This window comes from Psychrobacillus antarcticus (assembly GCF_029533155.1).
Taxonomy (GTDB): Bacteria; Bacillota; Bacilli; order Bacillales_A; family Planococcaceae; genus Psychrobacillus; species Psychrobacillus antarcticus.
Map to the genome: position 1 here is coordinate 17,259 of NZ_JAIZDB010000007.1, position 15,872 is coordinate 33,130.

The 15,872-nt window shown below is 36.1% G+C and carries 16 protein-coding genes and 1 other annotated feature; of the genes, 8 read left to right on the forward strand and 8 right to left on the reverse strand.

Going from position 1 to position 15,872, the window contains the following annotated elements:
• Window positions 1-5: 5 nt before the first annotated feature.
• Entirely contained in the window at window positions 6-569 is a 564-nt protein-coding gene (locus LDK52_RS05515; protein WP_320415343.1) for a helix-turn-helix domain-containing protein, read from the reverse strand.
• Window positions 570-905: 336 nt separating this feature from the next.
• Window positions 906-1,406, reverse strand: a complete 501-nt coding sequence (locus tag LDK52_RS05520) for a TspO/MBR family protein (RefSeq protein ID WP_277584953.1) — start codon at window positions 1,404-1,406, stop codon at window positions 906-908.
• Between the two features lie 134 nt (window positions 1,407-1,540).
• Here LDK52_RS05520 and LDK52_RS05525 point away from each other — a divergent pair, with 134 nt between their 5' ends.
• The gene (locus LDK52_RS05525) at window positions 1,541-2,929 is read left to right on the forward strand and encodes a bifunctional metallophosphatase/5'-nucleotidase (RefSeq protein ID WP_277584954.1); all 1,389 of its coding nucleotides are present in this window, start codon (window positions 1,541-1,543) and stop codon (window positions 2,927-2,929) included.
• Window positions 2,930-2,934: 5 nt separating this feature from the next.
• On the forward strand, window positions 2,935-3,984 hold the full coding sequence (locus LDK52_RS05530) for a DmpA family aminopeptidase (protein ID WP_277584955.1): 1,050 nt from the start codon (window positions 2,935-2,937) through the stop codon (window positions 3,982-3,984).
• Between the two features lie 122 nt (window positions 3,985-4,106).
• On the opposite strand, the gene LDK52_RS05535 is transcribed toward LDK52_RS05530, so the two are convergent.
• Window positions 4,107-6,245 carry a type IA DNA topoisomerase gene (locus LDK52_RS05535; RefSeq protein ID WP_277584956.1) on the reverse strand — a complete coding sequence of 713 codons (2,139 nt, stop codon included), beginning with the start codon at window positions 6,243-6,245 and terminating at the stop codon, window positions 4,107-4,109.
• A 573-nt stretch (window positions 6,246-6,818) separates the two neighbouring features.
• On the opposite strand from LDK52_RS05535, the gene LDK52_RS05540 reads away from it, so the two are divergent.
• Genes LDK52_RS05540 through LDK52_RS05555 form a run of 4 tightly spaced genes read left to right on the forward strand, consistent with a single transcriptional unit; the run spans window position 6,819 to window position 9,560 of the window.
• Window positions 6,819-7,589 carry an isocitrate lyase/PEP mutase family protein gene (locus LDK52_RS05540; protein WP_277584957.1) on the forward strand — a complete coding sequence of 257 codons (771 nt, stop codon included), beginning with the start codon at window positions 6,819-6,821 and terminating at the stop codon, window positions 7,587-7,589.
• Between the two features lie 21 nt (window positions 7,590-7,610).
• Complete coding sequence (locus tag LDK52_RS05545) at window positions 7,611-8,183, forward strand: bifunctional transcriptional activator/DNA repair enzyme AdaA (RefSeq protein WP_277584958.1); 573 nt, start codon at window positions 7,611-7,613, stop codon at window positions 8,181-8,183.
• Window positions 8,183-9,091 carry a DNA-3-methyladenine glycosylase family protein gene (locus LDK52_RS05550; RefSeq protein ID WP_277584959.1) on the forward strand — a complete coding sequence of 303 codons (909 nt, stop codon included), beginning with the start codon at window positions 8,183-8,185 and terminating at the stop codon, window positions 9,089-9,091. The genes LDK52_RS05545 and LDK52_RS05550 overlap by 1 nt, the downstream gene beginning before the upstream one ends.
• Window positions 9,084-9,560, forward strand: a complete 477-nt coding sequence (locus tag LDK52_RS05555) for a methylated-DNA--[protein]-cysteine S-methyltransferase (RefSeq protein WP_277584960.1) — start codon at window positions 9,084-9,086, stop codon at window positions 9,558-9,560. The genes LDK52_RS05550 and LDK52_RS05555 overlap by 8 nt, the downstream gene beginning before the upstream one ends.
• Window positions 9,561-9,676: 116 nt before the next feature.
• Here LDK52_RS05555 and LDK52_RS05560 read toward each other — a convergent pair whose 3' ends face one another.
• On the reverse strand, window positions 9,677-9,997 hold the full coding sequence (locus LDK52_RS05560; protein WP_277584961.1) for a YflT domain-containing protein: 321 nt from the start codon (window positions 9,995-9,997) through the stop codon (window positions 9,677-9,679).
• 153 nt (window positions 9,998-10,150) lie between these two features.
• On the opposite strand from LDK52_RS05560, the gene LDK52_RS05565 reads away from it, so the two are divergent.
• On the forward strand, window positions 10,151-10,648 hold the full coding sequence (locus LDK52_RS05565) for a flavin reductase family protein (protein ID WP_277584962.1): 498 nt from the start codon (window positions 10,151-10,153) through the stop codon (window positions 10,646-10,648).
• A 291-nt stretch (window positions 10,649-10,939) separates the two neighbouring features.
• On the opposite strand, the gene LDK52_RS05570 is transcribed toward LDK52_RS05565, so the two are convergent.
• Window positions 10,940-11,626: a TVP38/TMEM64 family protein gene (locus tag LDK52_RS05570; protein ID WP_277584963.1), complete on the reverse strand. Its 687-nt coding sequence runs from the start codon at window positions 11,624-11,626 to the stop codon at window positions 10,940-10,942.
• A 136-nt stretch (window positions 11,627-11,762) separates the two neighbouring features.
• Complete coding sequence (locus LDK52_RS05575; protein WP_277584964.1) at window positions 11,763-12,965, reverse strand: MFS transporter; 1,203 nt, start codon at window positions 12,963-12,965, stop codon at window positions 11,763-11,765.
• Between the two features lie 60 nt (window positions 12,966-13,025).
• Window positions 13,026-13,285 (reverse strand) — a binding site (T-box leader).
• A 95-nt stretch (window positions 13,286-13,380) separates the two neighbouring features.
• Here LDK52_RS05575 and LDK52_RS05580 point away from each other — a divergent pair.
• A complete protein-coding gene (locus LDK52_RS05580; protein ID WP_277584965.1) occupies window positions 13,381-14,637 on the forward strand; it encodes an erythromycin esterase family protein in 1,257 nt (418 codons plus the stop codon).
• Between the two features lie 47 nt (window positions 14,638-14,684).
• Here the strand turns inward: LDK52_RS05580 and LDK52_RS05585 are convergent, their stop codons facing one another.
• Window positions 14,685-15,353, reverse strand: coding sequence for a DUF1129 family protein (locus LDK52_RS05585; RefSeq protein WP_277584966.1), 669 nt, complete (start codon window positions 15,351-15,353; stop codon window positions 14,685-14,687).
• Window positions 15,340-15,684 (reverse strand): PadR family transcriptional regulator, encoded by a 345-nt coding sequence (locus LDK52_RS05590; protein ID WP_277584967.1) that lies wholly within the window; start codon window positions 15,682-15,684, stop codon window positions 15,340-15,342. Before LDK52_RS05590 ends, LDK52_RS05585 begins: the two co-directional genes overlap by 14 nt.
• Window positions 15,685-15,872 lie beyond the last annotated feature (188 nt).

The following is a 15,872-nucleotide window of genomic DNA, read 5'->3' on the forward strand; positions in this document are numbered from 1 at the left end:
TTAAATTAAAGGGGGGTATTTTGTATAAAAAATGTCAGCACTTTTGCTTCCTTGTTCTTATCTGCCGAAAGAAAAATATGAGGAGTGTTTCCTTCGAAATAAGCACTATCACCCTGTTCTAAGTAATGTAACTCCCCATCATAATAAAGGTTGATCGATCCGTTTAGAATATAAATAAACTCGTCTTCACTATGGGTAAATGGCGTTACATATTCAGCTTCAGGTAGGACGGTGACTATTACTGGTTCTACTTTACTAAAGCGAGGACGATTTGCGAGAGCTTCATAAGTATAACCAATGTCTTTATTTCCAATTTTTAATTTTTTGTCCTTGCTTTTCACTATGGATAATTTATTGAGTAGATTGGACTCCAAAAACCAAGACAAGGGAGTATCTAGCTCTTGTGCTATTTTAGATAGAGTTGCCACAGCAGGGGCGGCTTGTCCATTTTCTATTTTTGAAATATGGCTTTTCGTAAGACTGCATCTTTCCGCTAGTTCTTGTTGAGTTAAAGTCTTGTTTAATCTAGCTTCCTTAACCTTTTTTCCAATAGTATGTTGAAGATAAATTGGACTCTCCTCCTATTTAGTTTAATTCCTATAATAATCATATAATACATTAATTACTATCATTTGTAATTCTTTCACAGGTGAATTTACAAGCTAGATTATTGTGAAAATTTCTTCTATTATTTAATGTAGAATTAAAATTTATCCTATTAGTTCTTAGACTGTTTAAGTAATACAGAATAAAAATAGAAATCAATAAGAGTATCTTAAGTAAGATGAGCGAGATAAAAACAGAAGAAAGAAGGAGAATGTGGAAGAAAAAAATATGGAGGGAAGAAGAGTAGGGTCCTGACTTTAGCGGGGACCCATACATGGACTTCATGCATACTAAAGAATTTATTTATTCAATTTCCATACGGAATAATTCAGACCAAGTGCAAATGTAACCCATGCCACATACGGCATCATTATAACTCCTGCAGTATTGTCCAATTTCTGAAACTCATATGCAGTTAACGCAATGGATGCTAGCATAAGGCTAATTTCTACAAGTGCGGTTCCACGTAATCCCCAACGGAAAAATAGAAAAGACCATAAAAAATTTAAACCTAATTGTAAGTCGTATAAGGGGATAGCTGGTGAGGAGTTCGTTGTCATTTCTTTCAGCTTTTGGTCTACACGATATTTAGCAATTCCCATTGTCGCATAAAGAGCGGTCCATACAATTGGAAAGACTGCTCCAGGGGGTGAAAATGAAGGCTGTTTTAGTTTTTTATATTTTTCTTGTGCATTTTTATTGGCAATCCAGCCTGTGATAGAGCCGCCAACTACAGGTATAAGAATACTAAGTGCTAATTTCTTTTTGTTTATCCGACCATTAACTTGTAGTAATTCCATTTTACAACCTCCTCGATCTATTTATTATTTCATTCCCTAAACTCTCCGGAATAATCTATTTTGGTAAAAATAAATAATTAGAAAAATTAGAATATGGTATAATTAGTAAGTAAAATATGAGTAGGGGTGTATAAATGAGACTTAAAATTATTCATACTAATGATGTACATAGTAATTTCGAAAACTATAAAAAGGTAGTTACGTTAATAAATCAACATAAAGATGAAAATACAATTGTTTTAGATGGCGGAGATTTTGCTGATTTTAAAAGCATTGAGCTCCAAGGTACTAAAGGTATGGCAGCTATCGAGTTATTGTCAGCTGGTAGTTACGATGCTATTACGATAGGTAACAATGAGATGTTCAATGGAATAGATACTCTAGAGTACATGGCGAGTAACAGCCCTATTCCTTTTATTAGTAACAATTTGTTTAAGAAAGATCGTTCCAATATTAATGGAGTAAAACCTAGTATTATTTTTAAAAAAAACGGACTTCGAATTCTTATTACTGGATCTTCTCCCGATATGGGGGTATTCAGTGAGGGATTAGGGATTCATATTACTGATTATACAAATGCTATTAAAGCTGAAATCCGGAAAAATAAAGGGCAGTATGACATTTGTATATTACTTAGTCATGTAGGAACCTTTGCAGATGAACCTCTTGCTGAAGAGATAAAAGAGATCGACATTATTATTTCTGCCCACGACCATAAATTGTTTGAGCAAGCAAAGATTATTGATAAGACGATTATGAATAGTGCAGGTAATTATGGAGAGCATGTAGGTATTTTGGAATTAGAAATACTAGATGGAAAAGCAAAGCTAATACATTCAGAGACTATTTCAACAAAAGATATACAAGAGAATGAGCAGATAGATTCCATTTTAAAGTTAAATAAAGATAGAGCTATAGAAGTCTTAAGTAAACCTATGTATCCACTGGAACATACTTTGTGGCATGACGTAGTAGAAGAGAATCCAATATCCAATTTAATAGCGGACGGTTTAAAGGATATGTTAGGTACAGAAATTGGACTTATCAATAGTGGTATTTGTAATGCTGGTATATTTCATGAAATGACACAAAAAAAGCTAATTGAAATATGTCCTTCCCCATTAAATCCAACATCCTTTGAGATTCAAGGTAAGTATATAAAAGTAGCATTGGAGCAATCGTTAGATACCCAAATTTGCTTGGCAGAAGGAAGAGGTCCAGGGTTTAGAGGGAGATTTGTAGGGAGGCTACATGTATCAGGAATTCAAATAGAACACGATGGAAAGAATATTCATGCAATTTATGTGAATGGAGAATTATTAGAAGAAGAAAGATGGTACTTAGTCGGTAGTTCTGATTATTTACAAAGAGGTTCAGGATATCCATGTCTTGCGAACAATCGGAATGAAAAATACTTAGCGGAAGAAATAAAAGACGTTCTGCGTTTGTATGGAGAAAAACAAGAATTTTGCGAAGAATCTTTTATTCATAAATGGAAAGAAGTTTCTAAAATAAGGGGATAGAAAACGTGAAGCAAAAAAAAATTAGACAACGAGGAACGACAATAGGAAGATTTCCAGTTGGGAATAAGAACTGCATAACAGATGTAGAAGGTGTGAAAGTGGGACATATTACATTAGATAGCTCACTTGGAGGAGAAGAGCATGCTTGTACTGGAGTAACAGCGATCTTGCCACATGGGGGTAATTTGTTTCAACAGAAAGTAGTTGGAGCAAGTTACGTTCTAAATGGTTTCGGAAAAACGACGGGTCTTGTACAAGTAAATGAACTAGGGCTAATTGAATCTCCAATCATGCTGACGAATACATTTGGTATTCCCGCAGTTTCTCAAGGGACTCTCGAGTATATGTTAGAAAGAAATCCTGAAATTGGAGATTCTACAGGGACCATTAATATAGTAGTTGGGGAGTGCAATGATAGTCGGCTAAATTCAATTCGAAAGTTCCCGGTCCAACCGAAGCATGCGATTGAGTGTATTCAAAGTGCTTCGTCTGAAACTTCACCAGAAGGAGCAGTTGGTGCAGGTAAAGGCATGATTTGCTTTGGATATAAAGGGGGGATAGGATCCTCTTCCCGTATTATTCACACTAGTGATTCAGTCTATATTGTCGGGTGTATGGTGCTTAGTAACTTTGGTAGAAAAGAGGAATTCCAAGCTGCCAGGTATGTTCTGAATGAAAAAGGAAATGTTCCTAACTTTCCAAAGCCCGCAGATGGATCTATTATGATTGTTTTGGCAACTGATGCACCATTAAGTAATAGACAGCTTACTCGACTTGCGAAAAGATGCGGGGTAGGTCTCGCAAGAACTGGTAGTCATTTTAGCAATGGAAGTGGGGATGTTGTCATCGCTTTTTCAACTGCTCATAAAATACAACATAGTTCGGAAGCAAGTGTGGAGACAAGGCAGCAATTAAGAGATGATCATCCCGTTATGAACGACTTATTCCAAGGAGCAGCTGAGGTAACAGAAGAGGCAATATTAAATTCATTGTCCCAAGCAGTGACTACAATAGGTCGCAATGGGACAATCGTTCATGCATATCCATTTGAATAAAATAAAGGCTGATCTCCATTATGGAGATCGGCCTTTTCGATATAGATTGCCTGCTGATAAAATCGACCCATCACCACGAGTAATCGCTCAACCATCACAAATAATCTATCGACTAGAAAGAATTACTCTTTGTTAAATTCTAGTTTTATCTTACCTTCAACAAATGCTAAGCTGGCATCAAACTTTTGACCGCTTTCAGATTCGAATCCTTTAATCATATTTGTTTTCCCTTTTGTACAAAGGAGCTTTATTTGGCTAGGTGTAATTTTTTTCTTTAAAAAGTAACCGTTAAATGTCTGAGTACAACCACTTTTATATTCGGTGCAACCATAAAAGTTCTTGTGGGCAATGATGGACCCTTTTTGACACTTCGGACAAGTTACAATAGGGTCTCTATTGAATTTAGAATCATATTTTGATGGTCGAGGTGCTAGCTTTATACTAATCTGTTTCGTTTTTAATTGGTTTGGGACCTCGTCTATCAAGCTATGGATAAACTTAGCGATACTGCCTAGGAACCGATCCATCGAGCCTTCTCCGTTACCGATTTTTCGTAAATAGGTTTCCCATTTAGCTGTCATAGATGGACTAGCGAGAAGATTGCCCTCAATTGCCTGACAGAGGACCCGTCCCTTATCGGTTATGGAAACGATATTTTTCGTTACGCTAATATAGCCATGTCGTTTGATCGTTTCGATAATTCCGCTTCGAGTGGCTTCGGTACCAAGACCTTCTACTTCTTTTAAAATTTCTGTTTCCAGTTTGTCTTCCACAGTCTTTCCACACGTTTTCATCATGGCGATGAGCTGTCCTTCTGTATATGGCTTCGGAGGTAATGTTTTACCTTCTTTAATACCAATATCACTCTCTACCTTTTCCTGTTCCTGTAAGGGAGGGAGCGGCTGTTCTTCTTTCTCCTTAGATGAGCGGGCAAATAATGCCTTCCATCCCTGATCTCGCTCCGTTTTTCCGGTAGTGAAAAAGGCTAGACCATTCACATCTGTTGTCACTTTTGTCTCTGTATATAAATAGTCAGTATGGAACATTGACAGTGTGGTTCGTAGGACTTCTTCATACAGATTTCGCTCGAGACTGGAAAGTCCACCTAATTTAGCAGGTGTTGGGAGCTTCTTCGTCGGAATGATGGCATAATGCTCCTGTACTTTCGTGCTATCAACATATCGTTTTTTCGGAGCAAGTGAAGCAACTTCAAAAGGGTGACCAATAATTTGCTGATAATCCGAAACCTGAGCCGCTATATAGGAAAACTCGTTTGGTGTAATATGTCTTGCATCTGTTCTTGGGTAAGAAACTAATTTTTTCTCATAAAGCCCCTGCATCGTTTTTAGCACATCTGCTGGGCTCGTTTTCCATAATCGATTGGCAGTTGCTTGCAATGTCGACAAAGAATGGAGCTGGGGGGGCGGTGTCCGTTTGTCTACTTTTTCTACTGAAGTAATAACACCCGGCGAATTAGGCTGAATATAATGTTGAGAAAGGAGCGCTTGAATTAATTCTCTTTTCGGTTCCTTCGCTTTTGCTTTTCCTTTGTATTCCCCTTTTTCTGCTCGGAAAGTAGCCTCAATTTCATAAAAGGGCTCTGAAACAAATTGCTCGATCTCTCTTTGACGCTGGTAAATCAAGAATATAGTCGGAGATTGAACTCGTCCTATAGGAAATACTTCTTTAATACCTTGTCCTTGCAACAAAAGTGAATACAATCTGGAACCATTCATGCCTACTAACCAGTCACTGATCTGACGAGCCTTGGCTTCGTCATACAATAAAAGATCCTTACGATTATCCTGTAAATTACTAAAGCCTTTCAGTACTTCATCAACCTCTAAGGAATTGATCCATAAGCGTTTGATCGTTTGACCGCGTGCTCCGCTTTGATTATATATACTATAGAAGATATTTGATCCTTCGCGGTCTACGTCACATGCATTAATAACCATATCCGTAGATTTAAGCAATTTTTTCACGACGGAGAACTGCTTAAATTTTCCTTTGGCAATTTGAAATTCATAGCTTTCTGGCAAAATGGGCAAACTAGCTAATGACCATTTATCCCATTTTGGATCATATGCTTTTGGTTCTTTTAATTCTACGAGATGCCCAATTCCCCATGTAATAAAAGCACCCTCTGGAAAAATAGGACATGGGTTAATCTCTAAATATCCTTCGTGACGTTTTACTTTAAAAGCATCCGCGTATGCTTTTGCCTGACTAGGCTTTTCTGCTAAAATTACTGGCTTCATCATTTCACCTCTAATAAAACATTCGTTCTTCTTATTATATTGTAGCAGATTTCAAGTGGATCCCAATTAATATTAGGACTTTTTCATAGAAAGTAGGATTCAAGTCTAAGTGAAATTGAAGTTACTCCCCTAGAATAATTGGTTCATTTAAAGTCTCTTGATGATATTTTGATTAAGGTCATCAATTTACCGGAATTTTTAAGAAGAAGCGGTTAAATGAACAATCCAACTTACAAATAAGAGGCTTATGAAATGATTGATTAGTTCTATTAAAAGGTTATCTGATTAGTCAAACGCTATTGAATGATAACTAATAATGTAATGCTATTCTGATATATTCGAATATTTTCACGGATGTTGCACAACGAAGGGCTAAGGGAGAACAGAATGTTATAGAAAGACTGCATTTGCAAAAGAATGAGAACTAAAATATAAATGCCGGTACCTATCGAATTTAGAATCGTATGGGTCCTGGCATTTTTTTACTTTGTCGACCATAAGCGCAAGAATGAGGACGAAGTAGGTGCAGACTCCTTGTAAAATGGATGTAACCAACCATTAGGAGGAGTTAGAATGAATATCATTCAGGAATTCAATAAATTACATTCATCAAAAGAAATATTATTTTTAGGTAATGCATGGGATTTGTTATCCGCTTTAACTTTAGAAAAGGTAGGCTTTAAAGCAATTGGTACAACAAGTCGGGGAATTGCGAACTCGTTTGGATATTCTGACGGAGAATTAATTGATTTTGAAAGACATCTTGGAGTTATTAAAACGATTACAGCAAATGTGAAAGTACCTGTTACTGCAGATATTGAGGCAGGCTATGGAGAAGATAAGGAAACAATTATTGAAAATGTTTTAAGGACGGCAGATGTTGGGGTTGCTGGCATCAATATTGAGGATTCACTCAAGAAACAAATGGGGCTCAGAACAATGAAAGAACATTGTAATCTTTTATCAGCAATCAGAATGGCATTAGATAATCATGGCTATCACGGTTTTTATATTAATGCTAGAACCGATACATACTTTCGAACAGAAAACCCTTTTTATGAAACAGTAAATCGTGCAAAGGCCTATGTTGAGAGCGGAGCTAGTGGAATATTTGTACCTGGAATGATCGACTATGACGAGATAAAAGAAATCACAATGGCCATACACGCCCCAATTAATGTATTGTCTTTACCAGGACTTACAAATTGTCATATACTGCAGGAATTGGGAGTGCAACGTTTTAGCTTTGGTAATGCCCTATCTGATAAAATCATTTCCTTTTTAGACAGCAATGCTGCACAATTAATGGAGCTACAAGATACTTCATTGTTATACGATTACTAACCTAGAAAGGTGTGGAATGCAATGGAGGATACACTCAATCTTTCTTTTGATGAAATGTGGGATAAGGTCATGGCTTGGGATCAAAAGTATGATGGATTATTTTTTACGGCAGTAAAAACCACTAAAATATACTGTCGGCCATCGTGCAAATCTAGAAAACCCAAAAAAATAAATGTAGATTTCTATTATGACATCAATAAAGTTGAGGGTGCTGGTTTTCGTGCATGTAAAAGATGTCAGCCAGAAGTTGACCATTCCCCGCGTACTGAAATAGTCAGAAATGTAACTGCCTTCTTAATTAATCATTATAAAGAGAAGTTGGTATTACAGGACATTGCGAATCACGTCGGTGTAAGTCCTTTTTATCTGGAGCGTTTGTTTAAGCGGGAAACGTTAGAAACTCCGCGTATTTATTTGGAGAAAATAAGAATTGATAAAGCAGCTTATCTTCTTTTCACTGCAAATCTATCAAATCTTGAGATTTGCTATAAAGTCGGATTTCAAAGTCCTTCAAGTTTTTATAAGGCGTTTCGTCGTTTGAAGAATTGTTCACCAAGTGAATATCGTATTCTTGCGAAAAAGGAGCTACTGTAATGCAATGGAGCAATCACGGATCGTTTATTGAGATATATCCACCGAAGGAATTCAATTTTGATGAATGCCTAGTGTTCTTAGGGAGGTCCCAAGAAGAAGTGTTACATCAAATTAGAGATGGTTTATTATATAAGCTGATTAATGTAAATGTAGAATTAATCTTGTGTAGAATTGGGTTCGTTCAACATGTAATTCATGTAGATTTTCCCATTCGCCCATTGTCTATGACCAGTGATGAAGAAATAGTAGCGTATATTTGGGAATGGTTTGATTTGGATCAAGACTTGAGCATTTTTTATGAGGTAGCTAAACAAGATAAGATATTGCAACAAATCCACAAGAGATATTACGGGTTACGGATGATGTGTATACCAGACTTATTTGAGGCGTTGACTTGGGCAATAATGGGGCAGCAAATAAATCTGACTTTTGCGTACAAACTAAAGCAACGTTTTGTTGAACACTTCGGAGAGTGCCTTACTTTTGAAGGGAACACTTTTTGGCTATATCCAACATATGAAAGAATAGCGACACTAGGGGTAGAGGATTTAATAACACTACAATTTACTGTTAGGAAGGCTGAATATGTAATTGGAGTTGCCGAGGCTATGAGAAATGGAGAATTAACAAAAGAAATGTTGCTGCAAGAACCAACGTATCTGCAAGCACAAAAGTCTTTACTGGGGATAAGGGGAGTAGGACCATGGACAGCGGACTATGTACTGATGAAATGTTTACACTACCCAGATGCCTTTCTGATAACAGATGTCGGTCTGCATAATGCTTTAAAGGCTCAATTAGGGCTAGAGCGTAAACCGACAATAGAGGAAATTAAAGAAATGGCAACAAATTGGGAAGGTTGGCAAGCGTATGCCACCTTTTATCTATGGAGGTCTTTATATGAATAAATTAGATTACAAATCTCCAATTGGCGTAATAGAAATAATGGGAACAGAGGAAGTAGTTAGTTCTATTATGTTTGTTGAGGGGGATGAAATGAGTAATACAGTAAACTCTGAAACCCCACAGAATTTAATGGATTGTTCTAATCAACTGGACGAATACTTTAAGGGGGAGCGTCATGTATTTTCATTACCTTATAACTTTGAGGGTACAGAATTTCAAAAAAAGGTATGGAACGCTTTGACAACTATTCCATACGCTGAAACTGGGTCCTATAAAGATATCGCTACTGCCATTAAAAATGAAAAAGCAGTTAGAGCGGTAGGAACCGCCAATGGCAAAAATAGATTAAGTATTATCATTCCATGCCATCGAATTATTGGATCAAATGGAAGACTAACAGGCTATGCAGGTGGTTTGTGGAGAAAAGAATGGTTACTTCAGCATGAGAGGGCTTTTAAAAGGAAAGAGTGAAACTTTGTGAATTTTACTTTGATCCATTTACAAGTGTTCATCACCAGAACGCCTATTAAAGAATAAAATAATTAAAAATCCCATTCCTATGAGGGAATGGGATATACTTCGATTATTTAATTATGAGCAATAATTACTAATTTACCTTCGTCTAGTTCTTTTTCAGCAGCCTCAGCCTCTTGTTTAGAAATACCAGCAGCTTCCATTTTGTTGCGAAGCTCGTCTCCACGAGAAGTAAACATGTTTTTAAATGATTGTAAAAATCCTTGTTCTTTCATACCGACCTCAGAAGTGTCGAGCGCGTCATTGATATTGTTTGCTCTTTGTTTAAAATGGGCGAAAATATGAATATTGTCTCGAACGTATCCTTGTGTTTCAAGTTTTTCAATTTCTTGTTTTGCTTGAACTGCATTTTCTACTGTTAGTTTGACTGTCATAATAATTCCTCCATTTAATTAGTAATGTGTTCTAATTTATATATACCCCGTTGGAGTGAATTTAAACAAAATAGGTTCGATTGAATCCAAATGTGTGAAAGAAGGGTGGCGTTTTGATATGCTTAAAAGAAAAAGAGAATGGATGTTTTCTAGATGGAAAATAAATTAGATCAAGTAGCCAGCTTTAAAGCGGCAATGGGAAATTATCCTACGGGAGTTACTGTCGTTACAGCTTTTAATAGTGATGGTAAACCTATGGGAATGACTGTAAACTCATTCGCTTCTGTTTCTTTAGATCCATTGTTAATATTATGGTCTATCGATAAGAGAGTATACTCATACGAAGAGTTTTTAAAAGTAGATAAGTTCACGGTAAATATTTTAGCTGCAGACCAAGCGGATATGTGTAATTTATTCGCTAGTAAAGTAGAGGATCGATTTGCACAGTGTGAATGGAACAAATCGGAGTTTGATTTACCTGTGCTGTCAAACTCGTTAGCAACATTAGAATGTAAAGTATTTAAAAAAGTAGAAGCAGGCGATCATACGATTATGATTGGTGAAGTGCTCCACATACAAAATGCAGCAAAAGAGCCTTTACTGTATCACCGCAGAAATATCGGTGCGATACCGACAGAATTTTATAAATGATTCATGCGTGAAAAGGATATCCCTCGATGGATGTCCTTTTTATGTATTAATTTGTAAAAAAAATCCGTTCCGAAAGTAAATGGCAACTCAGAGCAAGTAAATAAGGGCGAAGAGCGAGTAAATAGACTTGGAAGGCAAGTAACTGATTTAGTAGCGCAAGTATATCCAGTAGGAAAGCAAGTAAATAAAAAATCTCTTCCAATTTGTATCTACTTGGAAGAGACAAGTCTTAAATTTTACCTAATGTTCGTTCCCTGAATATCTTTATTCAAAAATAATCACTCTTACGGCTTAATCTAACGATTCTACTTTTTTTATAGGTTTCTTTTTGTGCTTAACATATTTCATTAAATAATAAATAAGAATTGTCGCAAAAATAACGCCGAAAATGACATATTCTTCTACATCAGATGATAATATTCCCGCTGGAATTAGTGCAAGAACAAAGAAATATAGGAAATTTCCAATTGCGGTAGCTATAGTGAAAGGTACGACACGTATAGTGCTAAGACCAGACAAAATATTAATCAGACTAGTTGGGATAAAGGGGAAAAGTCTACCCTGAAGAACATATGCAAAACCATTTGCATCTACCTTTTCAATTAAACCTTTATTGAACTTTTCGATAATAATTTCCTGGAAAACATAGCGCACGCCATATAGCACAATAATAGAAGCAATAACACTCGTAAACCAACTCCATAAAAAGCCGTTTATAAATCCAAATAAGGTGATATTAATCGTAATAACTATAATAAGTGGAAATATAGTAAATGAATTTTGAATGAGCATAACTAAGGCCATAAAAAATAGCGCATAGCCAATATTTCTCTCTAAAAAGAGTTGGACCTCATCTATATCCCCAGACAGTAAGGGCATAACAATATCTTTGTTTAATAAGACGAAACCTAAAATTAACAGCAAGCTGCTCCATATAATCCATTGCCTTTTCGTAAGATGTTGAATTATCTTCTTCATATGTTGGTGTCACCTGGACCTTCTTATTTTTATTATCCAATCGTACCATGGTTTGAGGTTACTAAAAAACTCTTAAGGCTTCAATTTATAAAGATATTCAATTGAATGATGTGAAGACCCAAAAAGTTGCATTCTATTAGACGAATTTCCTGTTTGACTTTTTAGATGAAAGTAAAGTTAATCCGAGCGCTACACAGAACATTAGAATAGAACCATCAATGACTACCTCTTTGATAGAAAACCATTGAGAAGCAATTCCCATAAAAAGAATAACTATTATTTGTACACAACTCGATAGCATCTCATAAAGGCTTGATATTCTCCCCATCATATCGGCAGGGATATTGGATTGAATGTATGTCATAAAACCAGTATTTGAAATGGATAGAAAAAATGAAAGAACAAAAAATCCTATACTAGCTAACAAATAAGCTGTAGAAAAACTGTAAATAACATAACCAACAGAGACAAAAATTGTCCCGAGACTCATTAACTGTTTAGCTGGAGCGAATCTTACTAATATATTTGTGCAGATGGCACCCAATAGAAATCCAATTCCTGCAAGAGTGACAAGAGATCCATAGGCGGTATTGGATAGATTAAGGACCTTCTTGGCAAAGGTCACTTCCATGGAATCTAATGCGGCAGTTAATAGCATTATCATTTGGAACATCATATATAAGATGAAAAAAGGAATAACTTTTTTACTAAAATGTACAACTATACTCCAATCATTTCGGATGTTCAACCAAGTTATTCTTGAATTCTCAAAAGTGGATTGAGACATTTTCCTAGGTAGTAGAAGTGTAAGAGCAGCGCATACTAGAAAAATAACGACGTTTACAAATAGTACTTCCTTAAGAGACCCAATCATAAATAAAACACCTGCAATTAATGGGCCAGTTACAAATGCACCCGAATGGACAAAGCTAAGAATTGCGTTAAATCGATTTCTTATATTTACAGGTAGCAAAAGTGTCATATACGTAAAGGATGCTGGCTCAAATATTGCCCCAGCCATTTGGATGAAAAACACTAGTATATAAATGAACGTAATGGAATCAGAAAAAGGGATGAAGAAGATTAGTATTGCTCTAATTATGTCTAAATAGACCATAATATGCTTAGTAGAGGCTCGATCAATGATACTACCAGCCCAAGGTCCAACTAATAATTGGGTGATAGGTTTGATAATATATAATAATGCAACTGCTAGAGCAGATTCTGTTATTTCTAATATCATTAAGTTGATCGCTAATAAGTATATCCATCCTCCGATATTGGCAATTCCAACGGAGCACAAAAATAAAATAGGAAACTTCCATTTGAATGAATTCATACGATAACCCCCGACATATTAATTTGGCCAATAAAAAAATCCCACCCCCAAGACTGTTGTCTTAGGGACGAGAAAAATATGTCGTGGTGCCACCCTAGTTTGCCCTAACGTCACCATTAGTGGCCTTTTCAAGTACGGCATGTAAACATGCTTATACCCTAGCTCTATAACAGGAGCGACTGTCACATAATACCTTGTTCTGTACAAGTCCTATGTGAAGCTCAGAGGCTTGTTTCAGTAACTTCAATCCTACCCATTTGCAGCTAATAGGGCTCTCTGTTAAGAAATCGATTACTTACTCTTCTCTTCATTGCATTTAATTTTTACTATCATATCATAATTTTCCATTAAGTATTGAAAAATAGTATAAGTAAATGGGAAACACACAGACTTTAAATGAAAAGGAGTGTTAACGATGAAATCTCTTACAGAAGCTATTAAAAAGTTTGCACTGCCATTTAATACTCCAGATGATTTAACTCCTCTTTTAAACGCGATTGGGGATGCGAAGATTGTTTTGCTAGGAGAAGCTAGTCATGGGACATCAGAATTTTATAAAGTTCGAGCTGAGTTATCTAAACGTATAATTCAAGAAAAGGGATTTACTTTAATTGCGGTAGAAGGGGATTGGCCATCCACTCAGCGAGTAAATAGATTTATAAAAGGATACGATCCAGAGGTTAACAAACATAAGGTATTAAATGCGTTCGAACGCTGGCCGACATGGATGTGGGCTAATGAAGAGATTTCCGAATTGGTTGAGTGGTTAGAAAAACATAATAAGCAATTAGAAGATAACAGGAAAATAGGATTTTATGGAGTCGATGTGTATAGTTTATGGGAATCTCTTGATGAGGTCGTAAGCTATTTGCGTAAAACGAATCCGGAAGGAACTGATATGGCATTTGCGAAAAAAGCAATTTCCTGTTTTGAGCCTTTTAATCGTCATCCCGAAACGTATGCTTTTTCTGCCATTCACATTTCAGATGCTTGTGTAGAGGAAGTGGCGAAGTTAGTTTCTTCCATTCGTATAAATGTAAAGCAGTATGAAAATAATCAGGAAGCAGATTTAAATTTAAAGATAAATTCTTTGGTTGCTCAAAATGCGGAGGAATACTACCGAGCGATGGTTCGGAGTGATGAACTTTCATGGAATGTTCGTGATGAACATATGGTCGAAGTGATTAATGAAATAATGGATTATCATGGTAAAGATGCGAAAATAATAGTTTGGGCACATAATACCCATATTGGAGATGCATCTGCGACGGATATGAAAGAAGAAGGTCTGACAAATGTGGGGGAAATTCTTCGTCTACAGAACAAGGCAGAAAATGTGTTTTCGGTCGGATTTGGTACACATAAAGGGGTGGTTATTGCGGCTGATGAGTGGGGAACAATTCCTAAAAAGATGACAGTGCCACCTGCAAGAAAAGACTCCTGGGAAGAAATGTTACATCGTGTGGAAGCCTCTGATAAGATTTTGCTTTTTGACGATGAGAATCGAATATTCTTTAATGATTGGGTGGGGCATCGGGCTATTGGTGTCGTGTATAATCCAGACTTCGAAGCTTATGGAAATTATGTGCCTTCTAAAATCGGGAGCAGATATGATGCCTTTATTTATATAGATGAAACAACTGTATTATCGCCAATTCAAGTAAATGAATAAGGATTAAGGGCAGATGGAGAAGGTGTGCATTTCTCCATCTGTCCTTGTTATCGCAATCTGAACTTTTTCATTAGCCAAGATATCAGTAATAATATAGCACCTAAACCAAAAGAAATTTGCCATGGTAATGTAAAGGTTGGACCGATTTCCTTTGCCAAAAAACTAAAAATCGCAATAACTGAAAATCCGCCAGCTCCATATAAACCAGCCTTAATCATCGCCTTTTTATCAGAAGCCTTTTCATCAAAAGAACTTTGACTTATTAAACCAAATATTCCTCTAACACCTAAAGCAGTCATTACCATTATTAATAGGATGAGAAGTAGGGAAGAAATGATAGATACTTCTTCGGAAGCTTTACTACCTATTATTGGAATAATTATGCTTCTCATTATTAAAAACCAACCAAATAAGTTTATAACGATTTCACTTACGAATAGGAAACTCTCGCGTTTATTTTCACGTGGTAAATGACTAATAATCTCATCTGCATAACCCGTAGGATCATTGCCAAAGATTTCTCGCGCTGTTTTACCATCCTGTTGACCTTCCGAAAGATGATCTAACATTTCCATCAAAACTTCTTCTGATTGCTGCTCTGATAAGGTTAGCTTAGTTCGAATATAAAGTAATAAATTCGTGTAATATTTCTCGTTTTCCTCCGTCAGTAACGCTCTTTTTTGATTGTTTTGTTTGATTAACTCACTCGCTTTCAACCGTTTCATCTCCTTTCGATAATAAAGCATTAATAGGTACCGCTAACTGATTCCACTCTACCGAAATTATTTCAAGAGCTTCTTTTCCAGCAGAAGTTAATGAATAATACTTGCGGTTAGGTCCAGATTCGGAAGGTCTCATTTCACCGATAATAAGTTTATTTTTTTGAAGTCTCAATAAAACAGGATAAATGGTGCCTTCACTCACATCCTCTAAACCGACTTTTTGAAGCTTTTTAGACAATTCATAACCGTATACTGCTTCTTTTTTGATAACGGCGAGGACGCAGCCATCAAGAATTCCTTTAAGTAGTTGACTTCTAATGGACATGTTTCTTCTCCCTTTCACTATCTTGTAAAACAAAGTAGTGACCTAAAAAAAATGCTACCTTGCTTTACAAAGTAGTTAAAGCTAGTATATAGATAAATCTAAAAAATGTCTACTAGGTATATGGTCCAATTTCTTGTGGAAATAAAAAAATTCCTTATTATCTGACAACTACGTGTTAAACTAACATT

Coding starts and splice junctions, on each gene's coding strand:
- LDK52_RS05520 (WP_277584953.1), bottom strand. CDS start 1,406: ATGGAATTACTACAAGTTAATGGTCGGATAAACAAAAAGAAATTAGCA.
- LDK52_RS05525 (WP_277584954.1), top strand. CDS start 1,541: ATGAGACTTAAAATTATTCATACTAATGATGTACATAGTAATTTCGAA.
- LDK52_RS05535 (WP_277584956.1), bottom strand. CDS start 6,245: ATGAAGCCAGTAATTTTAGCAGAAAAGCCTAGTCAGGCAAAAGCATAC.
- LDK52_RS05540 (WP_277584957.1), top strand. CDS start 6,819: ATGAATATCATTCAGGAATTCAATAAATTACATTCATCAAAAGAAATA.
- LDK52_RS05545 (WP_277584958.1), top strand. CDS start 7,611: ATGGAGGATACACTCAATCTTTCTTTTGATGAAATGTGGGATAAGGTC.
- LDK52_RS05550 (WP_277584959.1), top strand. CDS start 8,183: ATGCAATGGAGCAATCACGGATCGTTTATTGAGATATATCCACCGAAG.
- LDK52_RS05555 (WP_277584960.1), top strand. CDS start 9,084: ATGAATAAATTAGATTACAAATCTCCAATTGGCGTAATAGAAATAATG.
- LDK52_RS05560 (WP_277584961.1), bottom strand. CDS start 9,997: ATGACAGTCAAACTAACAGTAGAAAATGCAGTTCAAGCAAAACAAGAA.
- LDK52_RS05565 (WP_277584962.1), top strand. CDS start 10,151: ATGGAAAATAAATTAGATCAAGTAGCCAGCTTTAAAGCGGCAATGGGA.
- LDK52_RS05570 (WP_277584963.1), bottom strand. CDS start 11,626: ATGAAGAAGATAATTCAACATCTTACGAAAAGGCAATGGATTATATGG.
- LDK52_RS05575 (WP_277584964.1), bottom strand. CDS start 12,965: ATGAATTCATTCAAATGGAAGTTTCCTATTTTATTTTTGTGCTCCGTT.
- LDK52_RS05580 (WP_277584965.1), top strand. CDS start 13,381: ATGAAATCTCTTACAGAAGCTATTAAAAAGTTTGCACTGCCATTTAAT.
- LDK52_RS05590 (WP_277584967.1), bottom strand. CDS start 15,684: ATGTCCATTAGAAGTCAACTACTTAAAGGAATTCTTGATGGCTGCGTC.